The 15,629-nt window shown below is 49.5% G+C and carries 14 protein-coding genes; 7 read left to right on the plus strand and 7 right to left on the minus strand.

All coding sequences use genetic code 11. The annotated features are described in order from the left end of the window. Positions 1–8: 8 nt before the first annotated feature. Positions 9–578 (minus strand): pyridoxal 5'-phosphate synthase glutaminase subunit PdxT, encoded by a 570-nt coding sequence (gene pdxT / locus PG728_RS08285; protein WP_072510236.1) that lies wholly within the window; start codon positions 576–578, stop codon positions 9–11. Between the two features lie 32 nt (positions 579–610). Beyond that, complete coding sequence (gene pdxS / locus PG728_RS08290; protein ID WP_072510235.1) at positions 611–1,525, minus strand: pyridoxal 5'-phosphate synthase lyase subunit PdxS; 915 nt, start codon at positions 1,523–1,525, stop codon at positions 611–613. 268 nt (positions 1,526–1,793) lie between these two features. On the opposite strand from pdxS, the gene PG728_RS08295 reads away from it, so the two are divergent. The 3 genes from PG728_RS08295 to PG728_RS08305 are packed head-to-tail and all read left to right on the plus strand — an operon-like array spanning position 1,794 to position 4,735. Further along, entirely contained in the window at positions 1,794–2,663 is an 870-nt protein-coding gene (locus PG728_RS08295) for a PRD domain-containing protein (RefSeq protein WP_270626985.1), read from the plus strand. Further along, positions 2,653–4,248 (plus strand): N-acetylglucosamine-specific PTS transporter subunit IIBC, encoded by a 1,596-nt coding sequence (nagE, locus tag PG728_RS08300; RefSeq protein ID WP_072510233.1) that lies wholly within the window; start codon positions 2,653–2,655, stop codon positions 4,246–4,248. Before PG728_RS08295 ends, nagE begins: the two co-directional genes overlap by 11 nt. A gap of 4 nt (positions 4,249–4,252) precedes the next feature. After that, complete coding sequence (locus PG728_RS08305; protein ID WP_270626987.1) at positions 4,253–4,735, plus strand: PTS sugar transporter subunit IIA; 483 nt, start codon at positions 4,253–4,255, stop codon at positions 4,733–4,735. Between the two features lie 90 nt (positions 4,736–4,825). Here PG728_RS08305 and PG728_RS08310 read toward each other — a convergent pair whose 3' ends face one another. The 3 genes from PG728_RS08310 to PG728_RS08320 form a co-directional block, all read right to left on the minus strand. After that, positions 4,826–5,650, minus strand: a complete 825-nt coding sequence (locus PG728_RS08310) for a MetQ/NlpA family ABC transporter substrate-binding protein (protein WP_270626989.1) — start codon at positions 5,648–5,650, stop codon at positions 4,826–4,828. 180 nt (positions 5,651–5,830) lie between these two features. Next, a complete protein-coding gene (locus PG728_RS08315) occupies positions 5,831–6,571 on the minus strand; it encodes a methionine ABC transporter permease (RefSeq protein ID WP_270626991.1) in 741 nt (246 codons plus the stop codon). Further along, a complete protein-coding gene (locus tag PG728_RS08320; protein ID WP_270626993.1) occupies positions 6,568–7,590 on the minus strand; it encodes a methionine ABC transporter ATP-binding protein in 1,023 nt (340 codons plus the stop codon). Before PG728_RS08320 ends, PG728_RS08315 begins: the two co-directional genes overlap by 4 nt. Positions 7,591–7,908: 318 nt before the next feature. On the opposite strand from PG728_RS08320, the gene PG728_RS08325 reads away from it, so the two are divergent. Further along, positions 7,909–9,213 (plus strand): TrpB-like pyridoxal phosphate-dependent enzyme, encoded by a 1,305-nt coding sequence (locus PG728_RS08325; RefSeq protein ID WP_270626995.1) that lies wholly within the window; start codon positions 7,909–7,911, stop codon positions 9,211–9,213. 17 nt (positions 9,214–9,230) lie between these two features. Here PG728_RS08325 and PG728_RS08330 read toward each other — a convergent pair whose 3' ends face one another. After that, the gene (locus PG728_RS08330; protein WP_270626997.1) at positions 9,231–10,532 is read right to left on the minus strand and encodes a nucleotide sugar dehydrogenase; all 1,302 of its coding nucleotides are present in this window, start codon (positions 10,530–10,532) and stop codon (positions 9,231–9,233) included. A 113-nt stretch (positions 10,533–10,645) separates the two neighbouring features. Here PG728_RS08330 and PG728_RS08335 point away from each other — a divergent pair, with 113 nt between their 5' ends. The 3 genes from PG728_RS08335 to PG728_RS08345 are packed head-to-tail and all read left to right on the plus strand — an operon-like array spanning position 10,646 to position 14,525. Next, positions 10,646–11,242 (plus strand): acyltransferase, encoded by a 597-nt coding sequence (locus tag PG728_RS08335; RefSeq protein ID WP_270626999.1) that lies wholly within the window; start codon positions 10,646–10,648, stop codon positions 11,240–11,242. A gap of 59 nt (positions 11,243–11,301) precedes the next feature. Beyond that, on the plus strand, positions 11,302–12,429 hold the full coding sequence (locus PG728_RS08340; RefSeq protein WP_270627001.1) for a glycosyltransferase family 4 protein: 1,128 nt from the start codon (positions 11,302–11,304) through the stop codon (positions 12,427–12,429). Positions 12,430–12,485: 56 nt separating this feature from the next. Next, on the plus strand, positions 12,486–14,525 hold the full coding sequence (locus PG728_RS08345) for a DUF6541 family protein (protein WP_270627003.1): 2,040 nt from the start codon (positions 12,486–12,488) through the stop codon (positions 14,523–14,525). Here PG728_RS08345 and PG728_RS08350 read toward each other — a convergent pair. After that, a complete protein-coding gene (locus tag PG728_RS08350) occupies positions 14,507–15,619 on the minus strand; it encodes a glycosyltransferase (protein WP_270627005.1) in 1,113 nt (370 codons plus the stop codon). The two genes, PG728_RS08345 and PG728_RS08350, sit on opposite strands and share 19 nt — an antisense overlap. Positions 15,620–15,629: the final 10 nt, after the last annotated feature.

A 15,629-nucleotide genomic window follows, 5' to 3' on the forward strand; every position in this document is an offset into this window, starting at 1 on the left:
AGCCGGAACTAAAGGTTCAAGAACATTTGATGTAGGCGCGGGTCGCCAGTCAGTTCGGGGTGAAAAGTAACCCCAATCTGACTTCCGACCCGCGCTCCTACAATTTTATCGTCCACCCGTCCGAGTATTTCTACTCCTGAACCCACTTCGCTAATGCGGGGAGCGCGAATGAAGGTCATTGGCAAATCGTCCATTCCCGCAAAATTAGCCCGGGCATTAAAAGAACCAAGTTGGCGTCCATAGACATTACGTTCCACGGTAACGTCCAAGGTGCCGAGTGCGGTGCGATCGACGCTGCGTTTGCCCATAATCCGCTTTGCCAACAAAATTAAGCCTGCACAAGTACCTAAAACTGGCATTCCGGCGGTAATCATTTCCCGCACACGCTCCGCCATCCCCAGTTCAATCAACAATTTAGATTGCACCGTAGACTCTCCGCCGGGCAGCACCAAGCGGTTAAACCCACTACGTAAATCTGCGGCTTCACGCAGCTCTACCACCTGTGCACCCAGCGCTTCCAGACAATGTTCATGCTCAATAAATGCGCCTTGAACTGCTAGGACGCCAACTTTTTCCATATTGTTTCGCTAACCGTTTCTATTGGAGGCGTTTACTTGCCGCGTTCTGCCATCAGCAGGTCAATTTCGCTTTCGTTGATCCCCACCATGGCTTCTCCCAGGTTTTCAGAAAGCTCAGCAATCAGTTTCGCGTCCCGGAAGTTAGTAACCGCTTTGACAATGGCGCTGGCGCGCTTAGCGGGATTGCCGGACTTGAAAATACCAGAACCCACGAACACGCCCTCTGCGCCTAGCTGCATCATTAAAGCAGCGTCAGCGGGAGTAGCAACGCCACCAGCTGCGAAATTCACTACCGGCAGACGCGAGGAATCGTGTACTTCTTTAAGTAGAGATAAAGGAACCTCAAGCTGCTTGGCAGCTTCAAAAAGTTCATCATCGCGCAGGCTGGAAATCCGGCGAATCTCAGCATTCATAGCACGCATATGGCGTACCGCCTGTACAACGTCACCGGTTCCCGGTTCCCCTTTGGTGCGAATCATGGTTGCGCCCTCGCCAATGCGACGTAGCGCTTCACCCAGGTTACGAGCCCCACACACGAAAGGTACTTTGAACTGGGATTTATCAATGTGGTAAACATCGTCAGCGGGGGAGAGCACTTCGGATTCATCGATATAGTCAATTTCGATAGCCTCAAGTAGTTGTGCTTCTACGAAATGCCCAATCCGGCATTTCGCCATCACCGGGATAGAAACTGCCTCTTGAATCCCCTTAATCATTGCCGGGTCGCTCATCCGGGAAACGCCACCAGCAGCGCGAATATCTGCGGGGATACGCTCTAACGCCATCACGGCAGCCGCCCCTGCGTCCTCGGCAATCCGCGCCTGCTCGGGGGTAGTAACGTCCATAATCACGCCGCCCTTTAGCATTTGCGCTAGTTGGCGGTTTAACATAACCCGCTCGTTGAGGTCGTTTGTTTCCTGGATGCTGGTCGTATCAGCAGTTTTCATTTCCCGTTCCTTCCTGATGTGTAAGCTTTGGGGGTTTCAATCTTTTGCCCTTAAAACCCGCTAGGCGTATATCTTTACCTTACAAATGAACACCGAAAAACGTTAGTTTACAAAAAAACTTGACTCGGTGGGGTTAGTGTTTTACTTTGAAGAATGTATCTGGGTGTAACCGTCCCTTGGGTGATGGGCAATACCGGACAGGGAAAGCGAGGACGCTTCATTAACCTTTTGCAAGGAGATTCCCATCTTGGTAGGCAGTCAATATACGGTGACGCGCGTTTTTAATAACAACGCGGTACTGGCTTATGTTGGCAATCAAGAAAACGAGATTATTTTATTAGGACGAGGAATAGGCTTCGGTAAAAAACCCGGCTCTAATCTTGACCCCAGTAGCGCCCAACAAACTTTCGTGGCTACTGGGAAAGATCGAGTAGCATTCCTAGAAATGCTGGAAAATGTAGAGACCCCTGTCCTGGAAATTATTTCGCAAGCTATTAACATGGGTATCGATTTATTGGGATCCTTAGATCCCTCCATTTACCTGATGCTCACTGATCATCTGGTGTTTACGGTACAAAGGCTGCATCACGGCTCCCTGCCTCACTCCACTTTATTAGCTGAAATAGCAGCGGTTTATCCTGAAGAATTTAAAGCCGCCCAGGTGATAGTGAATTTTCTGAACTCTAATCTATGTATTAATTTGCCTCCCGATGAAGCCGCGCTTATAACTTTGCATTTGCAGGCGGCACGCACGGGAAGGAACGTAAAACGTCCTCTGGCGGAAGCAAATCAGCTCGCCAGCCTGGTAGACACGGTAGCTTCCCAGTTAGGAGTGGAGGACGTACCTAATAATCTTCGCGCCGATCTCACCGGTCATTTGGCGCACCTGCAAAGACGGGTACATGCCGGTAACTTCCGAGACAATAAAATCGCGCTTATATTGCGTGGTCAGCTAGGCGACGAATGGAGCATGGCGAAATTATTGATCGGGAGACTTATCCAAAAACCATTAACATCGCAGGTTACAGGCGAAATTGCCTATCTGGCGATGTTTTTACATGGTTGGTGCGAAGATTTAAAAGCCGTATCGCAAGGCGCGAAGCGGTTATCCGACAAAAGGATGAATAATGAAAGATAGAGCAATGGCAGGGCTGCAACGCTTTGGTCGTGCCCTAATGGGTGCTGTGGCAGTAATGCCCGTAGCTGCAATCCTCATGGGTATCGGTTACTGGATTGACCCTACAGGTTGGGGCGCTAATAACGTAGCTGCCTACGTGTTGATTAAAGCCGGTGGAGCGGTACTGGACAACCTGGGGTGGTTGTTTGCTATCGCCCTAGCATTCGGTTTAGCAAAAGATAATAACGGTGCGTCTGCACTATCCGGTTTCTTGGGATATGCCACGGTTAAACTGGTAGTTGGACAGGACGCCGTAGCCTCTTACAAGGGCGTAGATTTAACGAAGCTTGAGGGCGATGCTGCTCTGAATTGGGCTTCTCAAGGTTGGGCGGCAATCAATGACAAGAACGTCTTGATTGGTATCCTGGTAGGTCTACTAGCTGCTTGGGTTTACAACCATTTCCACAAGACCAAGTTGCCTGATTTCTTGGCATTCTTCTCGGGACGCCGTTTGGTTCCTATCCTTACTTCGCTATTCTCGATCGTATTAGCGGGGATTCTGTTCGTACTGTGGCCGCTACTGTACTCGGCTCTGTTCAACTTCGGTCAATGGATTCAAGGTATGGGGGCTATCGGTGCCGGTCTGTACGCCGTTGTAAACCGGTTGTTAATCCCCACTGGTCTACATCACGCTTTGAACTCTATTTTCTGGTTTGATGTTGTCGGGATTGATGACATCGGCAAGTTCCTAGGTGGCGGGGCAACTATTGCTGCTGCTGAAGCCGCAAAGACTGCCGCTGATTGTCCTGGCGTTTGGGATTCTGCCGCTAATACCTGTGAGGTTGTTGGGGTAGTTGGACGTTACCAGGCTGGTTTCTTCCCGATTATGATGTTCGGTCTGCCGGGCGCTGCTTTGGCTATTTACCTACGTTCTGAAGATAAGAAGAAGAAGACCGTTGCCGCTTTGATGATGGCTGGCGCGCTAGCCTCCTTCTTTACCGGTGTAACCGAGCCTCTAGAGTTCTCCTTCATGTTCGTAGCTCCGGTTCTTTACCTGGTTCACGCCCTATTGACTGGTGTTTCGGTCGCGATTGCAGCAGCAATGCACTGGACTGCCGGTTTCGGTTTCTCTGCCGGTTTCGTAGATATGTTCCTATCGGCTCAAAACCCGGTGGCTAACAAGTGGTATATGTTGCTGGTAATGGGCGTAGTGTTCTTCGCTCTGTACTTCGTGATTTTCTATGCCTTGATTGGGGTAATGAATATGCATACTCCGGGACGGGAACTAGAAGATGACGAGCTAGATATGTCCGACCTAGAGGACGTTGATCCCTCTTCCCAAGCTGCAACTATTCTCAATGGTTTAGGTGGTGCAGAGAACATTGATACTTTGGATTATTGCACTACCCGTCTGCGGGTAAATGTAAAAGATCCGCTGAAGATTAACGAGAAAGTAATTAAAGCGGCCAAAGTGGCTGGGATTATTCGTCCTGGTCAAAAATCAATCCAAGTGGTGATTGGTCCTCAGGTTCAGTTCGTGTACGACGATATGGCAATGCTGCTAAAGTCCAGTTCAGCTGTGCTCATGGGTGAACAGGAGGAATAAAACAGTGTTTGGCTTCGGCAAAAAGAAACAGTCCGTATTGTCTCCGCTCAGCGGAAAGCTACACGCAGTGACAGAGGTTCCCGACCCAGTGTTTGCTCAAAAAATGTTGGGTGAAGGGTTCGCTGTCCAGCCCGACAAGCAGGTTCAAGAAGTATTGGCTCCGATTTCTGGAAAACTAATTAAGTTATTCAAAACCGGACATGCTTTTGGAATAGTCGGGGACGAAAATGGGCTGGAAGTGCTGGTACATGTAGGAATTGACACGGTACAGCTGAAAGGTGAGGGTTTTGAACTACTCGCCTGCGAAGGCGATACCGTAAGTGCCGGACAACCGATTGTTCGAGTAGATGTTCCTAAAATAATCAGCCTAGAAAAGGATCCGATTACCCCTGTGGTGTTTACTAAAAAAGCTCAGGTGGAATCAGTCAGTTCCCCTAGTGGAGATGTAAAGGCTGGAGCTAAAGGTTGCACGGTGACGTTGAAATAAGTTCTATTCCACGCCACTGATTGTGATTAATAAGGGTGGGGGCTTCAGGATAATCCTGAAGCCCCCACCCTTATCTATTAGGTATTAGATTTAAAACCCAGGTAACACAGATTTATCTGCGTATTGTTTTTCAATGAATGATTTAACTTCTGCCGAATGTAAAAGAGCATCTAATTTCTTTACCGCTTCTGCTTTCTTGGAATCTTTTTTCCAAGCCAGAATATTTAGGGAAGGATTGTTCTCAGTGGCTTCCAAAATCAAAGCATCTGAGGGTTTCTTACCTCCACCGAGCGCAAAGTTACCGTTAATCACCGCAATATCTAGGTCGGCGAGGGAGCGCACCAATTGTGGTCCTTCTACCTCGGAGAGTTCAAAGCCACGAGGATTGTATTCTTTGGACTTCGCAATAACCGATACCAGCTGCTGCTTTTCATCCTGCGGTAATTTAATCAATCCCTTATCAGCCAGTAGCTTTAGAGCACGAGCCTGGTTGGTGGTGTCATTAATGATTCCGATTTTGGCTCCATCTTTAACATCCTTAATATCCTTGATTTTTTCGGAATAAATCCCTAGCGGCTCTAGGTGAATTCCTTCGCCATGCTCGAACTGCCAGTTATTCTTGGCGGTTACCTCATCAAAGTAGGGAACCGTCTGGAAATAGTTAGCATCCAAATCCCCAGAGTTCAGGGCTTCATTCGGCTGGATATAGTCGGTGTATTCTTTTACTTCCAACTGAATACCTTGCTTTTCCGCCAGGTTATCGGCCACGTAACGCAAAATCTGTGCGTGCGGAGAAGGGGAAGCACCCACGACCAGTTTATTGGCATCTTCAGCAGAATTACTGCCACAAGCGGCAAGACTCAAAGCTAAGCCAGCAGCTCCAGCTGCAGCCACAATTTTTTTCCAAGTTTTCATTTTAAATATCCTTATAAGTAGTTTTTAGGTAGTTTACAAAGTTTTCTTACCCGCCCTCACCAGCGTCTACGAAATGGACTAGGGAGGGGGATTCCTGGATAGCAAGTGCCACTCCAGAAAAAATAACTTTTAACGAAAACCGCTAGAATTAGCGGTAATAGGTCCCCGACTGGTTTTCCCTTAACGGTGATCTACCAGCCGGCTAAGCATATCTCCTAGCCACTGTACAATGACCACGATTAGCAGGATGTCGATGACTACGATTAGCATTACGTCACCCATAAACTGGTTGTAACCATAGTTTATAGCGAGAGCGCCCAGACCGCCGGTGCCTAAAGTACCCGCCATCGCCCCATAACCAATCAAAGAAATCAAAGTGACGGTAACTGATTGGATTAGAGCGGGTAGCGCCTCACGCACCTGTACCCCCATCATAATCTGCCAATTGGAAGCCCCCGCCATTTTTGCGGCCTCCAATTTGCCACTCTCCACTCCCTGGACATTGGATTCGACCAGGCGAGCAAAGAAAGGAGCTGCTGCCAGCGTTAATGGCACTACGGCAGCTTTCCAGCCCAAAGTCGTGCCCACTAGCAGGCGAGTAAAGGGAATAATCGAAATCATCAAAATGATAAAAGGTAACGAGCGTCCCACATTCACAATGAATCCCAGCACTGCGTAGAGCACGCGCGCGACTTTAGACCCTGACAATAGCCCTGCGGGAGCGGTCGCCACCAGCAGCAGACCAATAGGCAATCCCAACAGAATCGAGAATAATCCCGCCCATAAAGACATATAAATCGTCTCTAAAGTGGCGTCCAGCAGATTATTAGTAATCACCGGATTGGAAAACCAGCGGCCAGAGCTATCCGCGGCTAAGGGCATCATATTCACAACCTGTGAGGTAGTAGCGATAAGACTCATGCTCGCACCTCCGTATAGATGTGATGATTTTCCATTTCGCGGATAAAAGCGTCCAGTCTCGTGGATTCTACCCCTACAGCCAAGCGACCAACTTGAGTGGTGCCCACAGTTTCAAAAGTTCCGGCAACGATATCGCCCCGCAGCTCAGCAACCAAATCCATAACTTTCGAACCGGTAGGTACCCCTGGTGAAGAAGTAAACGCAATATCCACCACCGTGGCCGCTTTACCCTGTAAAGTTACTTCGCCCTCTACATTAGGGGGTGGAACCAGGTCTTTAGCTAGCCGCGAGGAGTGCGCTTTGACTACATCTGCTACCGACCCCGTCTGCACAATTTTCCCGCCCTCTAACAAGGTGACATGAGTGCAAATCTCCCGAACCACACTCATCTCGTGGGTAATAATCAGAACGGTAACGCCCAGACGGTCATGAACATCCTTAATCAAATGCAGAATCTGCTGGGTAGATTCCGTATCCAAAGCGCTGGTAGGTTCGTCACACAGCAATACTTGGGGTTCGTCGGCAAGTGCCCGGGCGACCCCTATTCGTTGTTGCTGCCCCCCGGAAAGCTGAGAGGGGTAAGACGAGCCACGATCATGCAGCCCCACCAAATCCAGGAGCTTTTGTACCCGCTCGTGACGTTCACCGCGTTTTTGTCCCGCCAAATACAGCGGATAGGCAATATTTCCGGCGGCTGTACGCGAATCGAGCAGGTTAGCCGCTTGAAACACCATCCCGATAGAGCGACGTGCCTGGCGAAGATGCTTTTCCGAAAGAGTAGAAAGGTTTTGACCGGCAACCAGAATCTCGCCGGAAGTTGGACGTTCCAGTGCGGTTAAACAGCGGATTAGAGTAGATTTTCCGGCTCCCGATTGACCAACGATACCGTGGATTTCTCCCGCCCCGATTTTTAAGGAAATCCCATCAAGGGCGTGTAGTTTGTCCTGCTTTTTGCGGGGATAAATCTTATAAACGTCCCGCAATTCAATCAGCGGTTTATCCGTTTTAACGCTAGTCATAAGTCCCTTTCCATCGGTCCTGGCATTAGCACCGTCTTACCGGTTGCTGCAGTGCGCGAGCCAGGTCTCTGCACTGCTCTTGATGGCTGATTTCAGACTAAAGCCCAAAAAAGGAAAACACCAATTTTTGAGACAGCTTGTAGTTGCTTTCACGTTTTGGCTAAAGTGTGGGTATGAGAACGACACCGGTAAATAAAATCCAGTGGTGGTGGCTCGCTTAGGCGGGTTGCTTTCTCATGCGCATATTGACCCGCCTCCTGGCGGGTATTTTTATGTCTAGGTGGCGGCGGTTAAAAGAACAAAAAGATAGGAGTAATAATGACTGATAATCTCAAGGTAAAACCGGGTGGATTCCCCATCGATAACCAGATTCCCAGCCATTGGTACAATCTTGCCGCTGATTTTCCAGAGCCGATGCCTCCTTATCTGAATCCCCAGACCAAAGAAGCGATAACTGCTCAGGATTTGCAGCCCCTGTTTCCTCCGGGACTAATCGAACTGGAAATGAGTAAGGAACGCTATATAGAGATTCCGCAACGGATTCGCGAGCTTTACACCAATTTTCGACCGGCTCCGCTTTACCGCGCCCATAACCTAGAGCGTGAATTAGGTACTAAATGCCGTATCTACTACAAATATGAGGGCAACTCACCTGCCGGTTCCCATAAACCTAACTCAGCTATCGCCCAAGCCTATTACAATGCCGTTGCGGGAATTAAGCGACTGACTACCGAAACCGGAGCTGGTCAGTGGGGAGCCTCCCTGGCTATGGCATGCTCGATGTTGGGGATGCAATGTGAAGTGTGGCAGGTGCGTACTTCCTATGACCACAAGCCTTATCGGCGCTTGCAAATGGAAGTTTATGGCGCAAAATGCCACGCCTCGCCCTCGGAGCTAACCGAGTCGGGACGTAAAATTCTCGCGGAGCATCCCGACACCACCGGTTCTTTGGGAATGGCGATTTCGGAAGCGGTGGAATCTGCGGTGTCCGACCCCCAGGCACATTACGCTTTGGGCTCGGTGATGAACCAGGTTCTTATCCACCAGAGCGTTATCGGTCTAGAAGCACAAGAACAACTATCTAAAGCGGGAGAATCTGGGGCTGACCTGGTATTTGGTTGCGCAGGTGGCGGTTCTAATCTAGGGGGTTTGGCGACCCCATTTATTGGTAGCAACATTCGAGACAATACCAAAACCCGGGTAGTTGCCTGTGAACCGGCAGCCTGTCCCTCGCTCACCAAGGGAGAATACCGTTACGACTATGGGGATGCGTCCGGATTGACACCCTTGATGAAGATGTACACCTTGGGGCATGATTTCGTTCCCGATCCCATCCATGCTGGAGGTTTGCGTTATCACGGTATGGCTCCGATGATTTCCCATGCCTACCATCTAGGGCTCATGGAAGCTCGAGCATACCCGCAGGAAGAAACTTTTGCTGCCGGATTACAATTTGCTCGGGCAGAAGGAATTATTCCGGCTCCTGAATCCACTCACGCGATTGCGGGAGCCTTGGACTTTATCCGCTCCGGCGAAGCTAAGGACGGGCAGGTAGTGCTAATCGGAGTTTCCGGTAACGGAGTACTAGATTTAGCCAGCTATCACCAGGTGCTTAAACAGTAAAAATCGGGGTATTCGCTTTATTGGGAAGCCCGATTTCCGATGACCATGCGGGGGGTACCTTTCCATAGCTGAGGATTGGTTATCCGGCGACCGTCAAATAATAATTTGATGCCGGGTAAGTCTTTTGCGCTGATGGATTGGTACTCTGCATGGTCAGCTTGCACGATGGCGGCGGTGATTTCTTCCCCGAAGTGGTAGGGCTCCCAGCCGAATCCTGCTAGTTCTTCGTCGCTGAACATGGGGTCATGTACCAGTACTTTTGCTCCTCGTTTGCGCAGGGCATCAACGGTAGCGAACACTCCGGAGAACGCGGTTTCTTTAACTGCCCCCCGGTAGGAAGCCCCCAGTACCGCCACTTTGAGGTCTTTCAAATCGCCCAGCACTTCCTCTACCCGGGATACTACGTATTCGGGAATTCCGGCGTTATAGGTACGCGCGGTGCGAACCACGGTAGCGTCAGGGTCGGTAGACAGGTACAGACGCGGGTAAACCGGAATGCAGTGTCCCCCCACCGCAATCCCGGGGCGGTGAATGTGGGAATATGGTTGCGAGTTGCAAGCATCTATTACTTTTTGCACGTCAATACCGACTTTGTCCGCGTAGACGGCGAACTGGTTAGCCAGCCCGATATTAACGTCCCGGTAGGTGGTTTCTGCGAGTTTTGCCATCTCGGCGGCCTCGGCGTTACCCATATCCCAAACCCCGTTTTCACGAGGCAGGTCGGGACGCTCATCAAACTGGAGGACGCTTTCATAGAACTTGATTGCTGCCTGGGTACCTGCTTCAGATAGCCCGCCTACCAGTTTGGGGTAGCGGCGCAAATCCTGGAATACTCGTCCGGTTAATACCCGCTCGGGGGAGAATACTAAATGAAAATCCTCGCCCTCTTTTAGCCCTGAAATCTCTTCAATCAGGGGCTTCCAACGATTACGGGTAGTACCCACCGGCAGGGTGGTTTCATAGGAAACTAAGGTTCCGGGGGTTAGGTGCTCTGCTAAGGAGCGAGTAGCCTTATCCATCCAACCGAAGTCTGGTTGCCAGGTTTCGTCATCAACAAACAGGGGAACTACCAAAACGATGGCATCTGCGTTAGGGATAGCGTCTGCGTAGTTGGTGGTTGCGCGGAGTTTGCCAGCCGGTACTAGCTCGGAGAGTTTTTCTTGCAGGTGGGCTTCCCCAGGGAAAGGTTCTTTACCTTGGTTAATAAGCTCAACGGTCTTTGCATTAACATCGACCCCAATCACGTCCTGTCCGCTAGAGGCAAACTGTACCGCTAGGGGTAAGCCGATTTTTCCCATTGCCACAACTGCTACGCGCATGAAAGCTCCAAAATAATAGCGATGAATTAAGTTTATTTATATTCTAAGCATGCTAACTGCACTTGTGTTCTTGCGTTAGGGTAAGAGGAAGAAAACTCACCATTGGAGGTTTTATGACCCGCATAGTTGATAGTGCAGATGTTTCCCCCGAAGCACAGATTGGGGAAGGCTCTAGCGTTTGGCATTTGGCTCAGGTGCGCGAACACGCCCAGCTGGGTAAGAACTGTATTATCGGGCGCGGTGCCTATATCGGCGAGGGCGTGCACATGGGCGATAACTGCAAAGTGCAAAACTATGCCCTAGTTTATGAACCGGCTTCTCTAGAGGATGGGGTATTTATCGGGCCGGCGGTAGTGCTGACCAATGATCATTTCCCCCGGGCGATTAATGAGGACGGCTCAATTAAGTCGGCCTCCGACTGGGAACAGGTAGGGGTCACCATTAAGCAGGGGGCAGCTATTGGCGCGCGCTCGGTTTGCGTGGCACCGGTAACTATCGGACGCTGGGCGTTGGTAGCGGCCGGTTCAGTGGTCACCAAAGATGTTCCAGAATACGCCCTGGTGGCCGGGGTTCCGGCGCGCCGTATCGGCTGGGTGGGGCCAGCAGGGGTGAAATTGCAGCCCGTTCCGGGCGAAGAGGGTATATTTGAGTGTCCCCAGTCCGGCAAGCGTTTTCGCGAAGTTTGCGATAATAAGCTGCGAGAAATCTAGGCAAGGGAGTTTTGTTGGGTAAACGTCGTGGCTTTGTCAGAATAGTTTCAAGAATTTTTTTGCCTGAGGCGGCAGCTGCGTCTTTTCGTTTAGCGGGCGTATCTCAGGCTCTACGTGACAAAGGCGTAGAAGTTGAGGTAGTGACCACTACCGCGCCCCCGGGAGCAGCCGCTAATGATCAAGGTAGGGTACGGCGTTTCCCGGTACTGCGCGATAAGGAAGGTTACGTACGCGGGTATCTGCAATATCTGAGTTTTGATATACCGGCATTTTTTCGAGTCCTGTTCTCGCCTCGCGCTGCCGTAACTTTAGTGGAACCCCCTCCTACTACCGGGTTTTTTATGCGGATAGCCCAGAGGATTCTGGGCGTTCCCTATGTGTATTACTTGCCGGATTTGTGGGGAGCTGCCAGTGCGTCCTTCGCCCCCAAACTTGTGGTAACTGCGGTGAAAGCCTTAGAGACATTTGCGGTTCGGGGCGCGGCGGCAGTAATCGCGGTTAATGAAGAAATCGCTGAGACTGCGCGCACAATGGGAGCAAAGTCTGTATATCTTATTCCCAACGGAATCGATACTGATACCTTTACCAACGAAGTTAAGCCGTTATCTCGCACTGAGAGAGAAGATAATGGATTGGCAGATGCGCCCTATTTTATTTACACCGGCACTGCTTCCGAATGGCAAGGTGCCAGCATCTTTATCTCTGCTCTGGCTCAGGTGATTGATAACATTCCTCATCATCTAGTGTTTCTTGGCAAAGGCAGTGACTGGGATTTACTTAAAGAACAGGCCGAACAACCGGATTTGAAAGGACGAGTTCACGTCCTACAAACGCTTCCTCCAGGTGAAACTGCGCGTTGGATAGCGGGCGCGGATGCGGGGCTTGTATCTATAAAAACCGGTGTCGGATACGACCATGCCTACCCCACGAAAGTCCTGTCTACCTTGGCATGTGGAACTCCGGTAATCTATGCGGGGTCTGGTCCGGCTAGGGTAGACATCGTTGATAATTCTTTAGGGTTTTGCGCCGATTATTCGGTTAGCAGTATCAGCAAGGTATTTAGCGATTTCGATGCGGGAAAAAGCACACTTGAGAACCGGGAGCAACGGCGACAATGGGTAGTTAATAATCGTTCCTTGAGAGCATCCTCTCGGGCGGTTGCTAAGGTTCTCGCCGGGAATCGTTAAAATCCTAATCGGTAATAGAGAAAAGTATTCATTAAAGACTACTGCTAGGAGAATTAGTGTTTCAGGTCTACCTGCTGCAAGTAACTTGTTCCTTACTGATTCTTTATATTCCCGGTCTGTCCCTGGCACGAATTTCACGGATAAAAGGGGTTGCAGCCTGGGCGTTCGCCCCACTGATTAGCTTATCTATTTGTGCATTAGGCGCAGTATTAGCTGATTTAGCGGGAATCCGATGGGGGATTGCTAGTTTTTCGTTAATGACTGCTTTAAGTTTCATTCCAGCTTATCTCCTGTCGCGAAAATGCCAGCCGGTGCACGTGACTGCTCCACCGCGGTGGCTTCTTCCTACCGGGGTTGTAGCTTGTATCCTACAAATCATTCCGTTCTATTTCGCAACTTCTGTTCGGAGCCCGATACAGCAGATTGATTCGACTTTCCACATGAATCTGGTTTGGAACATCCTAAAATCTGGAAATGGTTCAACCTTCGGTGGGGCAACCCGAATGTATGGTTTAGAGACCACTAAAACTATTTACCCGAGTGGTTGGCATGATTTTGTGTCTCTATTTACCACGAAAGACACCATTGTTAGCGGCGTGAACAGTATGCACGTCGTAGTAGGAGTACTTTGGGTTCTAGGGTTATCTCTGCTTGCATATGGGCTGTTCCCAAAACGTCCAGGTATAGTATTGGCTACGCAGATTTGCTCAAGTTTTGTGAGTGTCTTTCCCACCTATTTGCAAGGCGCTTACCCGGTTTTCCCAAATTCTCTGGCTGTTGCCTGCTTGCCGTCCCTAGGGGCAGGCTTTGTATTTCTACTTCGGATATCTTATCCCAGGGCGCTGTATGACCGCGTGATGCGTATAGTGTTTGTTAGCTCATTGGTGTTATCCCTGTGTCTAGTGCATCCGTCTTTCCTTTTCAACGTCTGTATGCTGGGACTAGGATCTTTGCTATATATGCTTTGGCAGCGGTTAAAAGCGCTTTCCGCGAAGCAGCGAGCGAAAACCTTAGCCAGAGTAGGAAGCGGCTTGGCGGCTCTGCTGGTAGTGGTAGCTGTGACCATAATGTCTAACGGTTATATTTTAGGCACCCTTCACCGGATGGCAACCGCTTACGAGACCACTCCCAATGTGACCCTATCGGCATTTTTTAAAATTCTATCTTTGGGTTCTGCCAATCCTATTCCGGTTTCTGCTCTGGTAAGAGGGAGCCGGCAAATATTGGCGCTCCTGTGTTTACTGCTAACCCTTGTGGGTATGGTATTTGTGCGCCATTTTGGCAAATCTGCGATAGTTGTCACCTGTGCCTGGGGGACAATGTCGCTGGTGGTGCTATCTACCATGTGGCGCATATTCCCCCTTACGATTCTGGGGGGTATATGGTACATGAGTCCTTATCGCGCCTTGAGTGCTTTAGCTGTTCCCCAGATCATAATCATGGCTTTGGGAGTTTCCGCCTGTTTCTCGGTGCTACCGCAAAGAGTTAGCAAGTATCTGAAAATTTCCATGAATAAATTTACACCGCTTCTCTATGGGATTAGCGCTCTAGCTCTGGCAATCACCATTCCCCTGGGAGTGATAGCTAAGGTATCTTATTATCGGATGGCTTATAACCCTGACTCCACTTTTTCTACCATCGTTGCCAGCTCTGAAGAAATAGCTATGCTCTACCGGCTGCGCGAAGAAAAATTAGATAAAGGTTTGATACTGGGAGATCCCATGAATGGCTCAGCTTTAGCACAAGCTGTCAGTGGTAAGGAAGTTGTTTTTCCCCAGTTGTATTACCGTCCCTCAAATAAAGCTGAAAACTATCTCAAAAATAGGTTTTCTGATATTGGACGTGACCAGGAAGTTTGTAATGTTCTAAAGAAACACCATATTGCCTATTTCTATTACGATTCCGACCTATCAAATTTGGCAAAAAATTCGGATGAGCAGTCTCCCGGATTCTATAGAAATATCAATTGGTCGGCCTTACGGAAAATTGATTCCGGGGGGACCGCTACCCTCTATGAGATTACCGCCTGTAAATATAATCAGAGGTTTTCCCTAGTATCGAAACAGCTACAGAAACGTTACGAAAGGGAGCGGTAGATAGACATTAATCGGTCGCATGAAGAGTTAAGACTCCTTTCATTAACCACAAACTCCCGAGCCTTTTTCCCCATCTCTATTTGGGAGGCGCAATCTAAAGAAAGGAACTTTTGCATTTGGAGCGCTAAAGACTCTGGATTTTCGCGTTCGGCAGTAAACCCGGTTACGTCTGCACTTAACATTTCTGCTGCCCCACCCGAGCGATTAACAACTACTGGGGTTCCGCAGGCTTGAGCCTCTAAAGTTACCAGACCTGCTGCTTCTTCCCACCCTCGGTATTTTTGTGTGGCCAGTACAAACAGGTTGCTCCTTTGCATCTGTTCCTTGACTTGTTCGCGATTCATTGCTCCCAGATAGCAGATATGAGAGTACTGTTGTTGAGCCTGTAATACCTCTGGTTTTAATGGTCCGTCTCCGACCAACAGCAACTTATGGGGAATGGTTCTCGTTAATATATTTGAGGCTTTAATTAAAGTGGGAATTCCCTTGGCGAGGCTTAATGCCCCCACGTGTAAAACTGTGGGAATTTCATTTTCAGAGGGCGTCGGCGGGGGAGTGAAGAAATCAGTGTCGATACCTTGGTAATGAACTTCGATTTTGCTGGCAGGTAATCCGCTTTCTATAGCTTTATCGGCTAGATAACGGCTTACCGGCAAGATTCTATTTGCTTCCCTGTTTACCGCAAGATAGTTTTTTTGATGCCAACGTCGCATTAGGGTGCGGGGCGGGTATAACTGCATAAACACGTCTGCGCCATGCAAGGTTACCAGTAAGGGCGCGCCGGTTTTCTTTGCCGCCTTCGTAGCGGGAATCGCCCAGGTAGCGAAATGTTGGTGAATAATCTCGGGATGGAAAGCAGCTATTTGTCTGCTCATTCGTCCTAAGAACAACGGTTCAATGTATTCTCGCTTGCGAAAAGAGATTACACCTTCGCCTGGAACCGCCGAGATGAAGGGGGTTTTTATTGAATTATCGTTTTTTTCCAGAACCAGACCGAAGAGCGTAGAAACGTTAGTTTTCAGTTTTTCCGCGTGCTGAATCGCGAAATAGGTGGGAGGAACTCTTACTATCCCGATGGTGTAGGCAACCCGCATTTTCTCTTCC

The sequence above is a fragment of the Varibaculum timonense genome, assembly GCF_027694345.1.
GTDB classification, from domain to species: domain Bacteria; phylum Actinomycetota; class Actinomycetes; order Actinomycetales; family Actinomycetaceae; genus Varibaculum; species Varibaculum timonense_A.